The organism is Ureibacillus sinduriensis BLB-1 = JCM 15800, from assembly GCF_000772955.1.
Lineage (GTDB): Bacteria > Bacillota > Bacilli > Bacillales_A > Planococcaceae > Ureibacillus > Ureibacillus sinduriensis.
Genome location: NZ_JPVO01000054.1, coordinates 309177 through 325547 on the forward strand (window position 1 = coordinate 309177; position 16371 = coordinate 325547).

The 16371-nt window shown below is 38.5% G+C and carries 14 protein-coding genes and 1 pseudogene; 13 read left to right on the top strand and 2 right to left on the bottom strand.

Annotation, left to right across the window (positions count from 1 at the left end):
• Positions 1 to 97 precede the first annotated feature (97 nt).
• Positions 98 to 1048, top strand: a complete 951-nt coding sequence (locus tag CD33_RS15560) for a SpoIVB peptidase S55 domain-containing protein (protein WP_036202069.1) — start codon at positions 98 to 100, stop codon at positions 1046 to 1048.
• A 317-nt stretch (positions 1049 to 1365) separates the two neighbouring features.
• Positions 1366 to 2157 carry a sporulation transcription factor Spo0A gene (gene spo0A / locus CD33_RS15565; RefSeq protein ID WP_036202070.1) on the top strand — a complete coding sequence of 264 codons (792 nt, stop codon included), beginning with the start codon at positions 1366 to 1368 and terminating at the stop codon, positions 2155 to 2157.
• Positions 2158 to 2481: 324 nt separating this feature from the next.
• On the opposite strand, the gene CD33_RS15570 is transcribed toward spo0A, so the two are convergent.
• Positions 2482 to 3327: a DUF2599 domain-containing protein gene (locus CD33_RS15570; protein WP_036202071.1), complete on the bottom strand. Its 846-nt coding sequence runs from the start codon at positions 3325 to 3327 to the stop codon at positions 2482 to 2484.
• Between the two features lie 592 nt (positions 3328 to 3919).
• Here CD33_RS15570 and CD33_RS15575 point away from each other — a divergent pair.
• The 6 genes and pseudogenes from CD33_RS15575 (at position 3920) to CD33_RS15600 (ending at position 9604) form a co-directional block, all read left to right on the top strand.
• Positions 3920 to 4768: a copper amine oxidase N-terminal domain-containing protein gene (locus CD33_RS15575; protein ID WP_036202072.1), complete on the top strand. Its 849-nt coding sequence runs from the start codon at positions 3920 to 3922 to the stop codon at positions 4766 to 4768.
• Positions 4769 to 5212: 444 nt separating this feature from the next.
• A pseudogene (locus CD33_RS15580) lies at positions 5213 to 5371 on the top strand (IS5/IS1182 family transposase); the annotation flags it as partial.
• A gap of 499 nt (positions 5372 to 5870) precedes the next feature.
• On the top strand, positions 5871 to 6578 hold the full coding sequence (locus CD33_RS15585) for a S1 family peptidase (protein ID WP_036202077.1): 708 nt from the start codon (positions 5871 to 5873) through the stop codon (positions 6576 to 6578).
• 215 nt (positions 6579 to 6793) lie between these two features.
• Positions 6794 to 7189 carry a phage holin gene (locus CD33_RS15590; protein ID WP_084591388.1) on the top strand — a complete coding sequence of 132 codons (396 nt, stop codon included), beginning with the start codon at positions 6794 to 6796 and terminating at the stop codon, positions 7187 to 7189.
• Positions 7190 to 7303: 114 nt separating this feature from the next.
• A complete protein-coding gene (locus tag CD33_RS15595; protein WP_036202079.1) occupies positions 7304 to 8875 on the top strand; it encodes a flagellar assembly protein A in 1572 nt (523 codons plus the stop codon).
• The gene (locus tag CD33_RS15600) at positions 8876 to 9604 is read left to right on the top strand and encodes a glycerophosphodiester phosphodiesterase (RefSeq protein ID WP_036202082.1); all 729 of its coding nucleotides are present in this window, start codon (positions 8876 to 8878) and stop codon (positions 9602 to 9604) included.
• An 86-nt stretch (positions 9605 to 9690) separates the two neighbouring features.
• Here the strand turns inward: CD33_RS15600 and CD33_RS15605 are convergent, their stop codons facing one another.
• A complete protein-coding gene (locus CD33_RS15605; protein ID WP_036202084.1) occupies positions 9691 to 9924 on the bottom strand; it encodes a DUF2627 domain-containing protein in 234 nt (77 codons plus the stop codon).
• A 282-nt stretch (positions 9925 to 10206) separates the two neighbouring features.
• Here CD33_RS15605 and CD33_RS15610 point away from each other — a divergent pair, with 282 nt between their 5' ends.
• The 5 genes from CD33_RS15610 (at position 10207) to CD33_RS15630 (ending at position 16219) form a co-directional block, all read left to right on the top strand.
• Complete coding sequence (locus CD33_RS15610) at positions 10207 to 11301, top strand: Leu/Phe/Val dehydrogenase (RefSeq protein ID WP_036202086.1); 1095 nt, start codon at positions 10207 to 10209, stop codon at positions 11299 to 11301.
• A gap of 75 nt (positions 11302 to 11376) precedes the next feature.
• A complete protein-coding gene (gene lpdA / locus CD33_RS15615; RefSeq protein WP_036202089.1) occupies positions 11377 to 12795 on the top strand; it encodes a dihydrolipoyl dehydrogenase in 1419 nt (472 codons plus the stop codon).
• Between the two features lie 105 nt (positions 12796 to 12900).
• Complete coding sequence (locus CD33_RS15620) at positions 12901 to 13911, top strand: thiamine pyrophosphate-dependent dehydrogenase E1 component subunit alpha (RefSeq protein ID WP_036202094.1); 1011 nt, start codon at positions 12901 to 12903, stop codon at positions 13909 to 13911.
• Positions 13911 to 14894, top strand: a complete 984-nt coding sequence (locus CD33_RS15625; protein ID WP_036202096.1) for an alpha-ketoacid dehydrogenase subunit beta — start codon at positions 13911 to 13913, stop codon at positions 14892 to 14894. Before CD33_RS15620 ends, CD33_RS15625 begins: the two co-directional genes overlap by 1 nt.
• Before the next feature lie 14 nt (positions 14895 to 14908).
• Complete coding sequence (locus CD33_RS15630; RefSeq protein WP_036202099.1) at positions 14909 to 16219, top strand: dihydrolipoamide acetyltransferase family protein; 1311 nt, start codon at positions 14909 to 14911, stop codon at positions 16217 to 16219.
• The last annotated feature ends 152 nt before the right edge of the window (positions 16220 to 16371 follow it).

The following is a 16371-nucleotide window of genomic DNA, read 5'->3' on the forward strand; positions in this document are numbered from 1 at the left end:
CCACCTTTTTTGAGTAATCCCACGACAAATATTTACCTCTCATTATTGATGTACAAGTGACACATAGTAAATGTACAAATCTTAAAGGAGGTGGACTATGAAGTGCCATTTGCGTAATCTGTTTACGTTTATCTTGCTCATGGTTTTCATTTTATCGCCAAATGCTGAAGCTTTTGCGAAAAAATTAATTCCGATGGGCGAATCAATTGGGATACAGTTACAATTGCCATTTGTTTACGTCGCTCATGATGTGCTGCTGCCAAATGGTCAGTGGCTGAAAAAAGGTGATGTAATCAAAGGAGTTAACGGCTCGGAAGTATCATCAGTTGATAAAATAAAACAACAATTAGGCACTAAAGAGCTTACGTTATCCGTTAAACAAAAAGCGCAAGAGCCTCGTGATATATCACTGACAAGCGAGCAGGCAAACAATATTTTGCCCTTTCTGAAAGATGAAACGGATGGCATCGGGACATTAACCTTTATAGATCCAGAATCGAAACAATATGGCGCGTTAGGTCATCAGATAATTGATGGTGTTTTAAATGAACCACCAGACTTTACAGATGGGTCGATATTCCTAGCCTCCATAGAGCAAATAAAGAAAAGCAGCCCGGGAAATCCAGGCTATAAGATCTCGGTTATAGAAAATAACAACATTCGATTAGGGAATGTGAAGTCGAATGACTTATATGGTATTTTTGGTAGTTGGGAGAGCGAATTAAAAAATAATTTACGAAAACCGATTGAAATAATGAAAGATGATGAAATTGCGTTAGGAAAAGCTGAAATTTATACAGCGATTGAAGGTTCAGAAGTAGAGGCATTTGAAATTGAAATCGTGAAGATTGATGATAATTTCCTGCAATTCGTAGTAACCGATAAAGAACTCCTTGAAAAAACAGGCGGCATTCTACAAGGTATGAGTGGCAGCCCAGTTATACAAAACGGTCAATTTGTTGGTGCAGTGACCCATATGTTTGTCGAACAGCCATCAAAAGGTGCTGCAATTACAGTAAATGAAATGTTGAAGAAAAAACCGGAATAAGAATTATAAGGGAAAAAGACTATAGTTTTTAAAAAGTATAGTCTTTTTCCTTTTTTTTTATTAAAATAAAGGTTATGTATGAGCGGACGAGTGACTTCCGACACAGTCAATCGTGTCGGTACAGTCAGTCATTCATAAAAATATGTCGATTCAACAAGAAACAATCATACTACATAATTATTTTTAGTTGAAAAAAAGGTTTTTCATTAAAAATGTCGAAAATAGAGTTGTCAAGTATAGTAAATCTGTGGCATAAATTGAAATGGGATACTATTAAAGTAGAATATGTGTTGTTTATAATCTAAGGGGGAATTTTCTTGGCGAAAGTAAGAGTGGCAATAGCCGACGATAACCGCGATTTAGTCAGAACGATGGAGCAGTTTTTTGAGAATCATCCTGATATCGAAGTAGTAGCTACTGCATCAAACGGGAAACTTTGTATTAAAATGTTAGAAGAATTTCATCCGGACGTTTTACTGCTAGATATTATCATGCCTCATTTGGATGGGCTTGGTGTTCTTGAAGCGATGTATAGTGATGATGGATTTTCAAAAACGCAAGTAATTATGCTCACTGCCTTTGGACAAGAAGATGTCATGAAACAAGCGGTTACATATGGTGCTTCCTACTTTATGTTAAAACCATTTGAGTTTGACCAACTTGTGCAAAAGATCTTGCACTGTGCCGGACAGAAAGTTGAAAGCGTAAAAAGGCAAAGTATCCTTCAACCCGAAGGACAGGCTAAAGTGAATCAGCGTCAGTTAGATACAACAATTACGGCAATTATTAAAGAGATTGGTGTCCCAGCACATATTAAAGGTTATTCTTACTTAAGAGAAGCTATCCAGATGGTATACTATGATATTGAATTATTAGGGTCGGTTACAAAGATCCTTTACCCTGAAATCGCGAAAAAATTCGGGACAACGCCTTCACGTGTGGAACGTGCCATTCGTCATGCCATCGAAGTTGCCTGGAACCGTGGCAATTACGAATCGATATCGCAAATGTTCGGCTACACTGTCCACCACCTGAAATCAAAACCAACGAACTCAGAATTCATCGCCATGATCGCGGACAAGATCCGGATTGAATTGGTGGCAAGCTAATCGCGATGAGTCTGGTTTTCTAGCGTAAAGCTAAGCGGAGAATGTGCGGTAAAATTGTTTTAAATATCAATAATACTACGTAATATATTACGCCTAATTAAACGGTTTTTCGCGACTGTTTAGGGAGGCGTTTTTTGTTTTTTTAAGTCTTCATTTCCAAATCGATGGGCCGGTATATGCTCGATATTTATAATATTGGATATACATTTCCCCTGGTATTTAATTTTTGCTTAGCTACAAATTAAAAAGGAAAGGGTAATGACTTATAGTAAACAAAAAAGCCAAGAAAACAAATGAATGCTCTCTTGGTATAGATTTTTCTCTTTAATTAGGGTTACAATTACCAACAATAACATCCCAATAATTTGTTGTTGTCCGATGAGGCTCAATATTCCATGGAACCTTACTAGTTCCAGCAAAATCGACATGACATGCAAATTGTTGTTTTAATGATTCATTATTTTTCCATCTAGAATCATCTTTAAATCGTTCGTTTAACAATTGAAACGAAAGTTCTTTATGTTTCAATAGTTCATGACCAACGGGTTTATTAACAATATAAGTTTTTGGATAAATGCTCAATGACACAACTCCAGAACGATTTATCCATTCTACTTTTTCAAAGTAATCATCAAAGTGATATTGATTATAATCGAGTTCCTGTACAGAAAATTCATATGCGAGCTTTTGTTTTATCTTATTTCCGGTATTTGATTTGATCGTATCTTCAACATAGATTGTATATGACTGACCGAAAGAATAACCTTGGTCTGGTGGCATAATCTTTACAGATTTTTTATCTGGACCAACAGTTAAGGACGTTCCATTAACTTTATTAGCGCCTTGCATGACATAAATTGAGTTGCTGTTAACGGTCTTTGCATTAATATTTGTATTGAAAATTAGCTCCCATTTTTTCATATTGTCATTTGTTATACTAGAACCAAATAATTGATAGTTTGTTTCATTTTTTGCTTGCGATGCAGTTGATGGTAAAAAAACGGCAAATAGAATAGTTGAAAATAATGTAATAGTTATTTTGTTTTTTAGCCGATTATTTCTTTCAGTACTTTTTAGGGCTGCAAAAATTGTCCAACTACCAAATGACAAAAACGAAGCAATCAACACGGTTAATGTTAAAAGTGCAAATCCTATGTATTCTTCATTCAAAGAAATATCCCTCCCTTCTATCTAAAATGATCATTCTTATGGCATTTTTTATATCAATCGGCATACTACTTATTGCCAATAAAAAGAAAATGCATTATATATATCGACAATAGTACGATGTTTTGTAGTAACTATGTATCTATTAAACGCTTTTTATTATGGGTCTAATTACCCTCGTACGATAAAGGAATTGCTACAAAGTAGTTCGTCAAGTAACCGGGCAATTAAGTTCCTAGTTGTTTGTTTAAATTGATCTTGTCAAGACTTCATGAATTGCATATGACTGAGCTTGGTCTTAAAAATAGCAAAAGGGGAGAAAGCCTGCGGGAAATTAAGTGACGAACTGTGCAATGGAAAGGGAACTCCTGATGCTTCATGAAATGGGAAGCTGTTTTTAAACAAAATGTTCTGTTTCTTAGCTTAAAATAAGTATAAAAAGGAGGAATAGACGGTGAAAAAATCGAATAAACAGGAATGAGCCACTTTTGAGGTAAGTAAAAATTGTACTAGCCAAACAATTTGATGGGTAAAGCGAAGTACAATAAAGTGCCAAGAGTAGATTCAAGAATACTTATAATAGGGGGTGTAAGCTATGAAAAAATGTTTCTCGGGAGTTTTCATCGTATTATTACTACTCATTACTTCCATATCCCCTTTAGCTGCAAACACTCGAATCGTAATTGACGGTGTTGGCATTCCTTCGGATATGGAACCTGAAATTCGGAATAACCGGACGATGGTACCATTGCGTGTTATTAGTGAAAATCTTGGGGCCAACGTTCACTGGTCGGGTTCGACGATTACGCTTACTAAAGATGATATGCAGGTTATCTTAAAACAAAATAGCCATACAGTATTAAGAAATGGTAAACCAGTACAGCTTGACGTAGAGCCATATATCAAGAATGGAAGAACTTTAGTTCCAATTCGCTTCCTTGCAGAAACCTTCGACTGTAGTGTAAATTACAAAAATTTCACAGTAACTGTAACGACCAAACCATTGGTTATCAATACGATAAAAATAGCTGCAATACAGCATGAATACCATATGACAATGGGCGGTATAGTACAGCAAATGAAAGGGAATTCCTACAATAAAGCGTTTTACGATATTCTTATGGAGAATAAAGGCCAAAAGGTTGAAGCTCCTGCCAACTATTCATGGCATATCGACCTGGATCACCCAGGGTCGTATTATAAAGTTGGCCAATATGATTTTATGAATTTAGAGGGCAAGAGCATCAAACGTTACGATATTTATTCTCTAGTTGGTTCTTTTCCTGCTGAAACTCTGGAAGGATACCCCGAAGTTTTACTTTACGATGCAACTGCAAACCAGTGGTATCTATTCCCCGACAACGCGTTGCAATCCATCGATGAATTATTGAATAGCGCGTCAAAGAACGGTTTTCTGACGATTATCAGTAATACAGTCGTGTGAAATTGAATAATAAGAATTATAGGTGACCACCGAACTTACATTATAGTCTTTGGTAAGCGGTATCTATCTATTATTGGATGATTCATATTCTCCTCATCTAAAAACACCTTGAATACTGATTCAAGGTGTCAGACTGTAGACAAACTCGAATTTTCGAGTTTGCCTACAGTCTTTTTTCTTATAAAATAAAATTAATTGCTTTTGAAAATAAGGTTAGTTGATTTCCGTTTCGGCGGACGCTTTCCGCGGGCGTGGGCCAATCCTCCTCGTCGCTGTGCTCCTGCGGGGTATCGGCCGTCACGCTTGTCCCGCAGGAGTCGCCGCCTACACTACAATCAACTACTTTCTAAATATAGGTTGAGGTGAATCGATAGATGAAAGAACAATCAAATAAATGAACGCGATCAAATCGAAATGATTACAATTGAGCAACTTGTACTAAGTGCTGACCATGTCTTCATCGATTCAACTCATGTAAAAGCGAGTGCGAATAAACGTAAATTCGAAAAGAAGATTGTCCGTAAAGAGACTCGTGCATATGAAGCCAAACGTCAAGAAGAATTGAATCAAGATCGTATCGATCACGGGAAGAAGCCATTTCCACCCTGATAAATTTGATATGCGGACAACCCTACGTAGGATAAAAAAATTGTCCATGCAGGCGATGCTTACTTTTGCTGCATGAATTTAAAGAAGCTTGCCAGTTGGACATGGCAAGCTCCAGAAATGGTCTAAATAAGAATACTCGTAGAGTACTTTTCCTTAAGATAAGATTGTAAAATACCCAAAAGTCCTCTAAAAATAAAAGAGGCCTTCAGAATGAGACCATTCTGAAGGCCTTTTGTCGACAATGTGACACCTTGAATACTGATTCAAGGTGTTTTTCGTTGTTCAATTTAAGACGTAGTTGTTTTGCGGATCAAAAAGAAATTTTCCAACCAGTCATTCAATTAAATAGCCAAAACACGTCAGCACATATAAATTTGACTGCACCAATTTATCTTTTGCATGTACTGGCAAGAGATTTTTTACAAGGAAAAACAGTAATGGCATTATTTCATATAATATTTAGACAAAGGAGTCGATTATAGGAGGAGTGAAAATGGATTTTTCAAGTCAATTCGATGAAATAAAAGGGTCTGTGGTAAATATCTGTGTGCTCAATAGTACGCTAGATAAGAAGATAATTTCATCCGGATCAGGTGTTATTATCGGGGATGGGACCAAGATTATCACTTGTTCACACTGTATTAAACCGAATCTAGTAAATATTGCTAGATTTTCAGGAGAAGATACAGCTCAAAGATGTAAAATTATTTTCAATGACCCGCATAAAGATATAGCGATTTTGAAAGTTGACAAACCTCTCGGTAAAGGGGTGAGAATAGGGGATTCCAAGACGGTAAAAATTGGGCAGGAGGCGTTTGTGGTCGGATTTCCATTAAATATTAAAAAGATTACAGCCTTATCGGCCAATATAGCCGGTTTTGAACCGTTGGATGGATTTGAGTTAATCAGGATTGATTCATCCATCAACCATGGCAATTCGGGTGGGCCGTTATTTAATGAAGAGGGTGAATTGGTCGGAATAGTAAATGCGAAACATGGTGGATTGTCTTATATTTTGACAGAAGTCCAACAAGCAAAGCCTAAAGAAATGGAAGTAATTGGAGGGACGAATCTTGTGAAATTTATTCAAGTCTTGATGAAACAAATGCAAAGAAATCTAAATCTTGGTATTGGGTATGCCATTCCTATAAATACAGTAGTGAACAGCGTAAAAGCGCCTAATTCATTCATGGAAATGTAAACTCTCTAAAAACCAAGAAATTACCAAGCACATTTATTTATTGAGCTAAAAACTCAATAGGTGGAGGTGCTTTTTAATTTTCAAACCCGCACCACAACCGAAGTCTATGAATAGATGTGTTTTTTGATTTAGAATGGGCAATTCATTCTATTCTTCCTTGAACTAGAAAATAGTATAGAGATAGAAACTCATACACTAGGGAAGGAGAATAAATGATGAAAATAAATTGGAAAGTACGTATCAGACATAGACAATTTTGGGTTGCCATCATTTCCGCATTTGTTTTATTAATCAATCATACCGCATCGTTGTTCGGTGTTGATATCACTTTGATTAGTGCAAAGGTACAGCAATTATTGGAATCCATCTTACTCATTCTGGCGCTATTTGGAATTATTATTGATCCGACTACAGCAGGTGTTCACGATAGTTCCCAAGTGATGGTCTATTCGAAGCCAAGAAAGGAAACAGAACATATACAAAGATCTGTTGGAAGGGTAGATGAAACGCATCAAGAAACAAAAATAGAGGTCCATCATGAAACGAAAATCGAGGTTGTACAGCAACAAGAATCTGCTAAGGATAAAGTCGAGGAAAATTCGAAGAAATAGAAATATCCTATAAATAAGGTATATCCAAAGTAATAATTTTACTGTTTTAGAATATTGCTCTAAACAAAATGGGAAATTTTATTTATACTAGGACATAGGGGTGGGGGTCTTACTATGATTATTTTTTCCAATAATTTCGTAGAAGTTACAGAAGAGAACAATAAAGTGTTTCTAAAAACAATGCAACCTAATTATCAATTGAAAGATTTTGATCAAGTATTACGAAAGTATCCAAGAATTCGATTAACCAATTTTGCCTTATTAAAAAGAACACTAGAAAAAGAAACTGTTCAACCGGCAGAGATAGGTCAGTGGCTTCCGGTCATCGAATTAGAAATATCAAAAGATCAAATGTCTGCTTCTATCTCGATTAATGAATCGGCTGAAAAAGTACAGGATCATCAACAAGACATTCTTCAAAGCTTGGATGATTTACTATTAAAAAATAATATCAATCATGGCATTCAAGAGATTGATATCAACAAGCTCATCACCGGAAAATCATACAGTATTGCAGAAGGTACCTATCCAGAGAAAGGTGCGGATGCCAAAGTAACTTATTTAGAGATTCCGGAAAGAAAACCGATCATCCATGAAGATGGGAAAGCCGATTATTTTGAAATGAATTTTATTTTTGAAATAAAAGAAGGGGACTGGTTAGGCGAAAAAATTCCTCCCCAACCCGGTATTGATGGGATAAATATCTTTGGAGAGAGTGTTCCTGCACCATTTGGTGATGATGTCCCCCTTCAATATGATTCCGAAGCTGCCAGGGAAGTAGTCGAAAATGGCAAAATCGTGTTATATGCATCTAAAACTGGGGCTGTTGAAAATCAAAACGGATTGCTCACGGTAAAAAACCATTTAGTCATCGATGGAGATGTAGGTATTGGAACAGGGGACATACAATTCGATGGTTCCGTCTCAATCAAAGGCACAGTCAATAGCGGTTTTTCGGTAAGAGCAACCGGGGATATTTCGGTAGAAAGTCCTGAAGGAATTACAGGTGCAAAGCTTCTGAAATCAGAAAGCGGGGATATCTATATAAAAAATGGGGTCTTTGGGCTGGGCGAGACAGAAGTTGAGGCAGGCGGCAGCATTTTTGTTAAACATGTCAACGATGCAAACCTGTTTGCACGCAATGAAATCGTCATCGGATCATATGCTTTAGGTTCGTATTTAGTGGCAAATACAATTTTGTTGGATGAAAGAAATGGCAAGCTAATCGGCGGAAAGGCTGTTGCCAAAAATACCATTATTACAGCGGTTTCAGGGAACCGTTTAGAAAGAAGAACAGAATTGATAATTGAAAGTCTGAGCAAACAAGAAGCCTATGACAAAATTCAAGAAAAAGCAGCTCAGCTCAAAGCAACACGGGAAGATACCTTGCAATTAACAATCAAAGTAAATGAAGTAAATAAACATAAAAGCAATCTGAACAGACAACAACTTAATAATCTGAAGATGCTTCAACAAGAGCTGGAAAAAAAGAAGTTACTCTGTGAACAGATGGATCAAGAGGTCCAGCAGCTTATGCTCGATGTGAAAAATATTGGCAAAGAGGAAATCTTTGTTGTAAAAGAGGCACATCCAGGTACCTATATTCAAATCGGCAAGAAATCATCAATACTAAATAAAAGTACACAGGGTAGGTTCAAAATAGAATTTGGAGAGTTGAATGTATAAATGTCGAACAGGATTCCTATTTTTGCACACCGCGGAGCTTCAGGCCATGCATTGGAAAATACATTTAGAGCATTTAAAAAAGCGAGGATTCTAGGTGCCGACGGGATTGAATTGGATGTTCAATGTACGAAGGATAACCAGTTAGTCGTATTCCATGACTTGGATTTGTTTCGATTGACAGGCGTTAGGAAGAAGATTAACGATTGCACTTTGGATGAGGTGAAGAAATACCCATTAGGGAAGCACTTTTTAAGAAGATTCTCAAAAGAGCGAATCCCTGCATTGCAGGAAGTGGTGGAGTGGTCCAATCACTATAATATGCCGTTAAATATCGAACTGAAAGAATCCTTGCTTCATAATCATAAAGCCATCATCAGTTGTCTTCAGAAATTGGAATTACCTATGGGCAGCCATTTTTCTTCTTTTCATGACGAGTTAATGAGGTTGGTGAAAATGCAGCGGGTAGATTTTCAAACAGCATTGATTGTAACGAAAAAATTTAATTGGCAGGAATTATCGAAACAAACGCATATTGATGCACTTCATGCCCATAAAAGATATTATCAACCAGAGTATTTTAAGGCAAGCATCGATGCAGGCAAGGGATTGCGTTATTATGCCATAACGGGAAAGGAACCATATTTGGCTAACCCAGATCCTTCTGTAATTGGCTGGATCACGGATTTCCCGGATAGTGTCGCAAAAGCGGCTAAAAAGAAAAAAATATAAAAACAGACGTTCAATTATAAGGAAACTGGTTATCCTAGTGTTGAACGTCTGTTTATTTTGTCAAAATTTAGCAGGTTGTGAAAAAGTTAACCTTTAACTTTGGGAGGGATTTTTCCATTTTTTCGATCTCTATGGAGTAAAAATCCCGCGAAAAATCCAAGCCCAACGACTAAAAAAATGATGCCCAATATAAATTGCAGCCATAACCAAGGAATTGGTGCCACTAGTTTGCCGAATAATGTATCTCTCATAAATTTAATTCCCGCACCTGCCATCAACGCAGGAATTAACATAATGATAAACGCTAACATTCTTGCCATTTGTCCTTACACCTCTCTATAACTTTTATTTTACAATGGACAAACTGAAAGTCAAGGAACACTAGTTTTTTACATAGGATGGATACATTTCTGATAGTTCAAAAAATTCTCAATATAACAATTTTGCCATTTATTGTTGCCTATTTCCAGAATAAAAAGTATGTTTAGATTAGGAAAAAATTTTTTTCTGAAGCATTATTGTAATCTTAGAAGTTTTTGAACGAATTAAGCAAAAAATGTATTATTCGAGAAAGAAAACGCTTACTTATTGGAGGGAATGTTATGGAAATCTTTAAATATTTAGAAAAATACGATTATGAGCAAGTTGTTTTTTGCCAAGATAAAGCTTCTGGTTTGAAAGCCATAATTGCTATTCATGATACAACACTTGGCCCTGCATTAGGTGGATGTAGAATGTGGACGTATGCGTCAGAGGAGCAAGCAATTGAAGATGCACTTCGTCTCGCTCGAGGAATGACATATAAAAATGCTGCGGCTGGTTTGAACCTTGGAGGCGGCAAAACTGTTATCATCGGGGATCCTTTCCAAGACAAAAATGAAGAAATGTTTCGTGCATTAGGTCGTTTCATTCAGGGACTAAATGGACGGTATATTACAGCTGAGGACGTTGGGACAACTGTATCTGACATGGATTTAATCCATGAGGAAACGGATTATGTGACTGGAATCTCGCCGACATTCGGTTCATCCGGTAATCCATCCCCAATAACTGCTTATGGTGTGTACCTTGGCATGAAAGCTGCCGCTAAAGAAGCATTTGGCAGTGATAGCTTGCAAGGTCGAACAGTGGCTGTCCAAGGTCTTGGAAATGTGGCCTATACACTTTGTGAATATTTATATAATGAGGGTGCTAAATTAGTAGTTACCGACATCAATCAGAAAGCAATTGATAGAGTTGTCAATGACTTTAATGCCGTTGCTGTCGAACCGAATGAAATCTATAAACAAGAAGTTGATATTTTCTCTCCATGTGCTTTAGGGGCAATCATTAATGACGAGACAATTCCCCAGTTAAAAGCAAAAGTTATTGCAGGATCTGCAAATAACCAACTTAAAGATTCGAGACACGGCGACATCATACATGAAATGGGCATCGTTTATGCACCTGATTATGTCATTAATGCAGGTGGTGTTATCAATGTTGCCGATGAATTATATGGTTATAATAGAGAACGTGCAATGAAACGTGTAGAAACAATTTACGATAGCATTGCGAAAATATTCGAAATTTCAAAACGCGACAATATCCCGACATATCTGGCGGCAAATCGCCTTGCAGAAGAACGAATTGAGCGTATGGCTAAATCTCGTTCACAATTTTTGAAAAATGAAAAGAATATATTAAACGGAAGATAATTTTAATTGATAGGAAAGTCATCTTAGGGAAGTGAAGATTTTCTTTGCTTCCCAATTTGGGTAGGAGGGAATTATTTGGCTCAGGAATATGATTTAGTCATTCTTGGTGGTGGAACAGGAGGCTATGTAGCTGCAATCAGAGCATCACAGCTAGGGCTGAAAACAGCAATTGTAGAAAAGGAGAAGTTGGGTGGTACTTGCCTTCACAAGGGGTGTATCCCAAGCAAAGCCTTGCTGCGCAGTGCAGAGGTCTATCGTCAAACAGCTAATGCTCAAGTCTATGGTGTGGAAGCTCCGGAAGTAGGGCTTAATTTCACGGCTGTTCAAAATAGAAAGACTGCCATCGTTGAGCAGCTTCATAATGGTGTGAAAGCATTGGTTAAAAAGGGGAAAATCGATGTTTATCATGGCACTGGCAGAATTTTGGGACCGTCGATCTTTTCTCCGATGCCTGGAACAATTTCAGTGGAAATGGAAGGGCAGGAAAACGAGATGCTGCTTCCGAAAAACGTACTTATCGCAACAGGCTCGAAACCTAGAAATTTAATTGGGATAAATGTTGACGGACAAACAATATTATCATCGGATCATGCATTAGAGCTTGAAACACTGCCTGGTTCCATCATAATTGTTGGCGGAGGGGTTATTGGCATTGAATGGGCTTCAATGCTGGCAGACTTTGGGGTGAAAGTTACGGTACTGGAGTATGGTGATCGAATATTACCTACCGAAGATACAGAAGTATCAATTGAAATGGAGAAACACCTTGTAAAAAGAGGTGTGGAAATCATAAAAAATGCTGAATTAATGCCTGAATCTGTCGAATTGCAAGATGGAATCGAAATTTCTGCTAAAATAAATGGGCAGCAACATTCCTATTCCGCAGAGAAGCTTCTATTGGCAGTTGGGCGAGTTGGTAATATCGATGGAATTGGTTTGGAAAATACAGATATTGAATATGATTCACATTTCATTAAAGTAAATGATGCTTACCAAACGAAAGAAAAGCATATCTACGCAATTGGCGATGTCATTGGCGGAATGCAGTTAGCTCATATCGCTTCTCACGAAGGAATAGCAGCTGTCGAACATATAGCTGGCGGCGAAAAGAAACCGATTGATTATACAAATGTAGCGCGCTGTATTTACAGCTACCCGGAAGCAGCAAGTATTGGGCTGACTGAACAGCAAGCCAAAGATAATGGGTTCGACATCAAGGTAGGGAAGTTCCCATTCAAAGGTATAGGCAAGGCTTTAGTTTATGGGGATGCAGAAGGTTTTGTGAAAATCATCGCAGATAAAGAGACGAATGATCTATTAGGGGTTCATATGATAGGTCCGCACGTAACAGATCTAATTTCGGAAGCCGCATTAGGAAAGCTATTGGATGCAACAGCTTGGGAAATTGGTCAAACCATCCACCCTCATCCATCGCTGAGTGAGGTAATGGGGGAAGCAGCTCTAGCTGTCGAAGGAAAAGCGATACACTTTTAGAGATAGATTAATAGATGTTTGAGCATGGAAGGTCATTGATGCCAACTATATGAGGTTTTATGGTATTTAAGAAGCCCTCCATTTTAACGAAAGGGGATGTTTTATATGGTAGAAGCAAAAATCCAGCATCAGCAATTAGGACTGTCGGATGAAGTTGTTCTTCAAATGTATGAAACGATGCTAATGGCTAGAAGACTTGATGAGAGAATGTGGTTGCTGAACCGTGCAGGTAAAATTCCATTTGTTATCTCATGTCAAGGTCAAGAAGCTGCACAAGTGGGAGCAGCCTTTGCACTAGATCACACAAAAGATTATATTGCTCCTTATTACCGTGATATGGGAGTGGTGCTGCATTTTGGAATGACTGCCAAGGATTTGATGCTTTCTGCGTTTGCAAAGGCTGAGGATCCCAATTCAGGTGGTCGTCAGATGCCAGGTCACTTTGGGCAGAAAGTAAATCGTATTATAACAGGCTCATCGCCTGTAGCAACACAAATACCGCATGCGGTCGGAGTGGCGCTCGCAGGTAAGATGAGAAAACAGGACTACTTGGCTTTTGTTACGCTTGGGGAAGGCTCTACAAACCAAGGGGATTTTCATGAAGGCGCAAACTTTGCAGGTGTCCATAAATTGCCAGTCATCATCATGGTTGAAAACAATCAATACGCAATTTCGGTTCCAATCGAAAAGCAATTGGGCTGTGCAAAAGTTTCTGATCGAGCAATCGGTTACGGGATGCCGGGTGTTACGGTGGATGGAAAGAACCCGTTGGAAGTCTACAGAGTAGTGAAAGAGGCTGCCGACCGTGCAAGACGCGGGGAGGGTCCAAGTTTGATCGAAACGGTCACTTATCGTTTGACGGCGCATTCATCAGACGACGATGATCGCCAATATCGTACGGCAGAGGATATTGCAGAAGGTCGTGCCAATGATCCAATTAAACTATTCGAAAACTATCTAATCGAGTCGAAGGTGGCAACAGAAAACGATCTTGCACAACTCAATGAGAAAGTGATGGCCATCGTCAATGAAGCTACCAACTATGCGGAGAATGCTCCGTATGCATCTCCAGAGCATGCACTGAAATATGTGTACGAGGAAGGAGAAGAGAGCTAATGGCAGTGATTTCATATATTGAAGCGATTCAACAAGCAATGAAGGAAGAAATGGAAAGAGACGAAAATGTCTTTATTTTGGGGGAAGATGTTGGCCTTAAAGGCGGCGTATTTAAAGCAACTAACGGTTTATATGATCAATTCGGAGAATACCGGGTACTTGATACACCTCTAGCCGAGAGTGCAATTGCCGGGGTTGCAATTGGTGCAGCGATGGTAGGTATGCGCCCTATTGCTGAAATGCAATTTGCGGACTTCATCATGCCTGCAGTGAATCAAATTGTCTCGGAAGCAGCAAAAATACGCTATCGTACAAACAATGATTGGAACTGTCCGATTGTTATCCGCGCACCTTTTGGTGGAGGAATACACGGGGCGCTTTATCATTCCCAATCGGTGGAAGCATTATTTGCCGGAACACCAGGCTTGAAAATTGTTATCCCTTCATCTCCTTATGATGCAAAAGGCTTGTTAAAGGCTGCTATTCGGGATGAAGATCCGGTTTTATTTTTTGAGCATAAACGTGCTTATCGTTTATTAAAAGGGGAAGTACCTGCAGATGACTATGTGATGCCTATAGGTAAAGCCGAAGTGAAACGCGAGGGCGATGATATTACAGTCATCACTTATGGACTTGCCGTGAACTTTGCCATCCAAGCAGCAGAGCGACTTGCGGATGATGGTATCGAAGCGCATATTCTGGATTTACGGACGGTTTATCCACTGGACAAAGAGGCAATTATTGAAGCCGCTAGCAAGACCGGGAAAGTACTATTAGTTACGGAAGATAATAAAGAAGGCAGCATTATGAGTGAAGTAGCAGCCATCATAGCAGAACACTGCTTATTTGATCTAGATGCACCTATTCAGCGCCTGGCTGGGCCAGATGTTCCAGCTATGCCATATGCACCAACAATGGAAAAATATTTCATGATTAATCCTGAAAAAATAGAACAAGCAATGCGAAGCTTGGCTGCGTTCTAAAAGGGGGATACTAGATGTCTATTGAGAATATTTTAATGCCGCAGCTTGGAGAAAGTGTAACCGAGGGGACAATTGAAAAATGGTTAGTCAAGCCCGGTGACAAGGTCAATAAATACGATCCGATTGCAGAAGTAGTGACAGATAAAGTCAATGCAGAAATTCCTTCTTCCTTTACAGGGACGATAAAAGAACTCATAGCAACCGAGGGTGAAGCGTTACAGGTCGGTACAATTATTTGTTCCATCGAAACAGCAAATGAAGGGACTGGGGATTCACCAACTGTCCAGCTACAAAATTCAAATGCCGTACAGACGGATTCATCCGTCAGCAAGCAGGAGAAAAAAGAAGTGGCCCAACCGGATAAGAAAGTGCCGAATTCGGCTTCCAAAAAGCGATATTCACCAGCTGTATTACGATTGGCCGAGGAGTATAATATCGACTTGCAACTAGTGGAGGGTACTGGATTGGAAGGGCGAATCACTAGAAAAGACCTCCAAAAGCTGATAGATAATGGCCAAATACCGAAACCTGAGCCCTTGACAAATGAAGCTCCTATTCAGCAAGTTGAAGTACAACAAACAGCAGTTGGAAGCAAAAACGTGCCCGTATTTGAAAGTGCTGCCAATGATATTGAAATTCCTGTCTCATCAGTACGCAGAGCCATTGCCAAAAATATGGTTCGGACTGCACAAGAGGTGCCGCATGCCTGGATGATGATGGAAGTGGATGTAACGAATCTTGTATCCTACAGGGATGCAATTAAAAATGAATTCAAATCAAAAGAGGGATTCAACTTAACGTATTTCGCATTCTTCATCAAAGCGATTGCAAGAGCGTTAAAAGAGTTCCCGATGATGAATTCAGTCTGGGCTGATGATAAAATTATTCAAAAAAAGGATATTCATATTTCAATCGCAGTAGCGACGGAAGATGCATTATTCGTACCTGTCATTAAACATGCAGATGAGAAATCCATCAAGGGCATTGCAAAAGAAATCCATGAACTTTCAATCCTTGTCCGAAATGGCAAACTTCGTCAAGAGCATATCCAGGGTGGTACTTTTACTGTAAATAATACAGGTTCATTTGGATCTGTCCAGTCAATGGGAATCATCAATTATCCACAAGCAGCAATTATACAAGTGGAGTCTATTGTAAAAAGACCAGTTATTATGGAAGGCGGTATGTTTGCTGCAAGAGATATGGTAAATTTATGTTTATCTCTCGACCATAGAATTTTAGATGGACTCATTTGCGGGAAATTTCTGAATAGAGTGAAAGATATTCTCGAAAATGTTAATAAAGACACGATGTCTGTGTATTAAAACCAAAAGAAGCCTTGTCAATTAAGGCTTCTTTTTACTTTTTTACTTTTATGGAGTGCTTTTCTAATGTAGAATTAAATTATAAAATAATAATAATTTGGTAGAGATTCCTTATGCTCTGCTAATTATTAGTCAAGTTGCGGGCATTAATG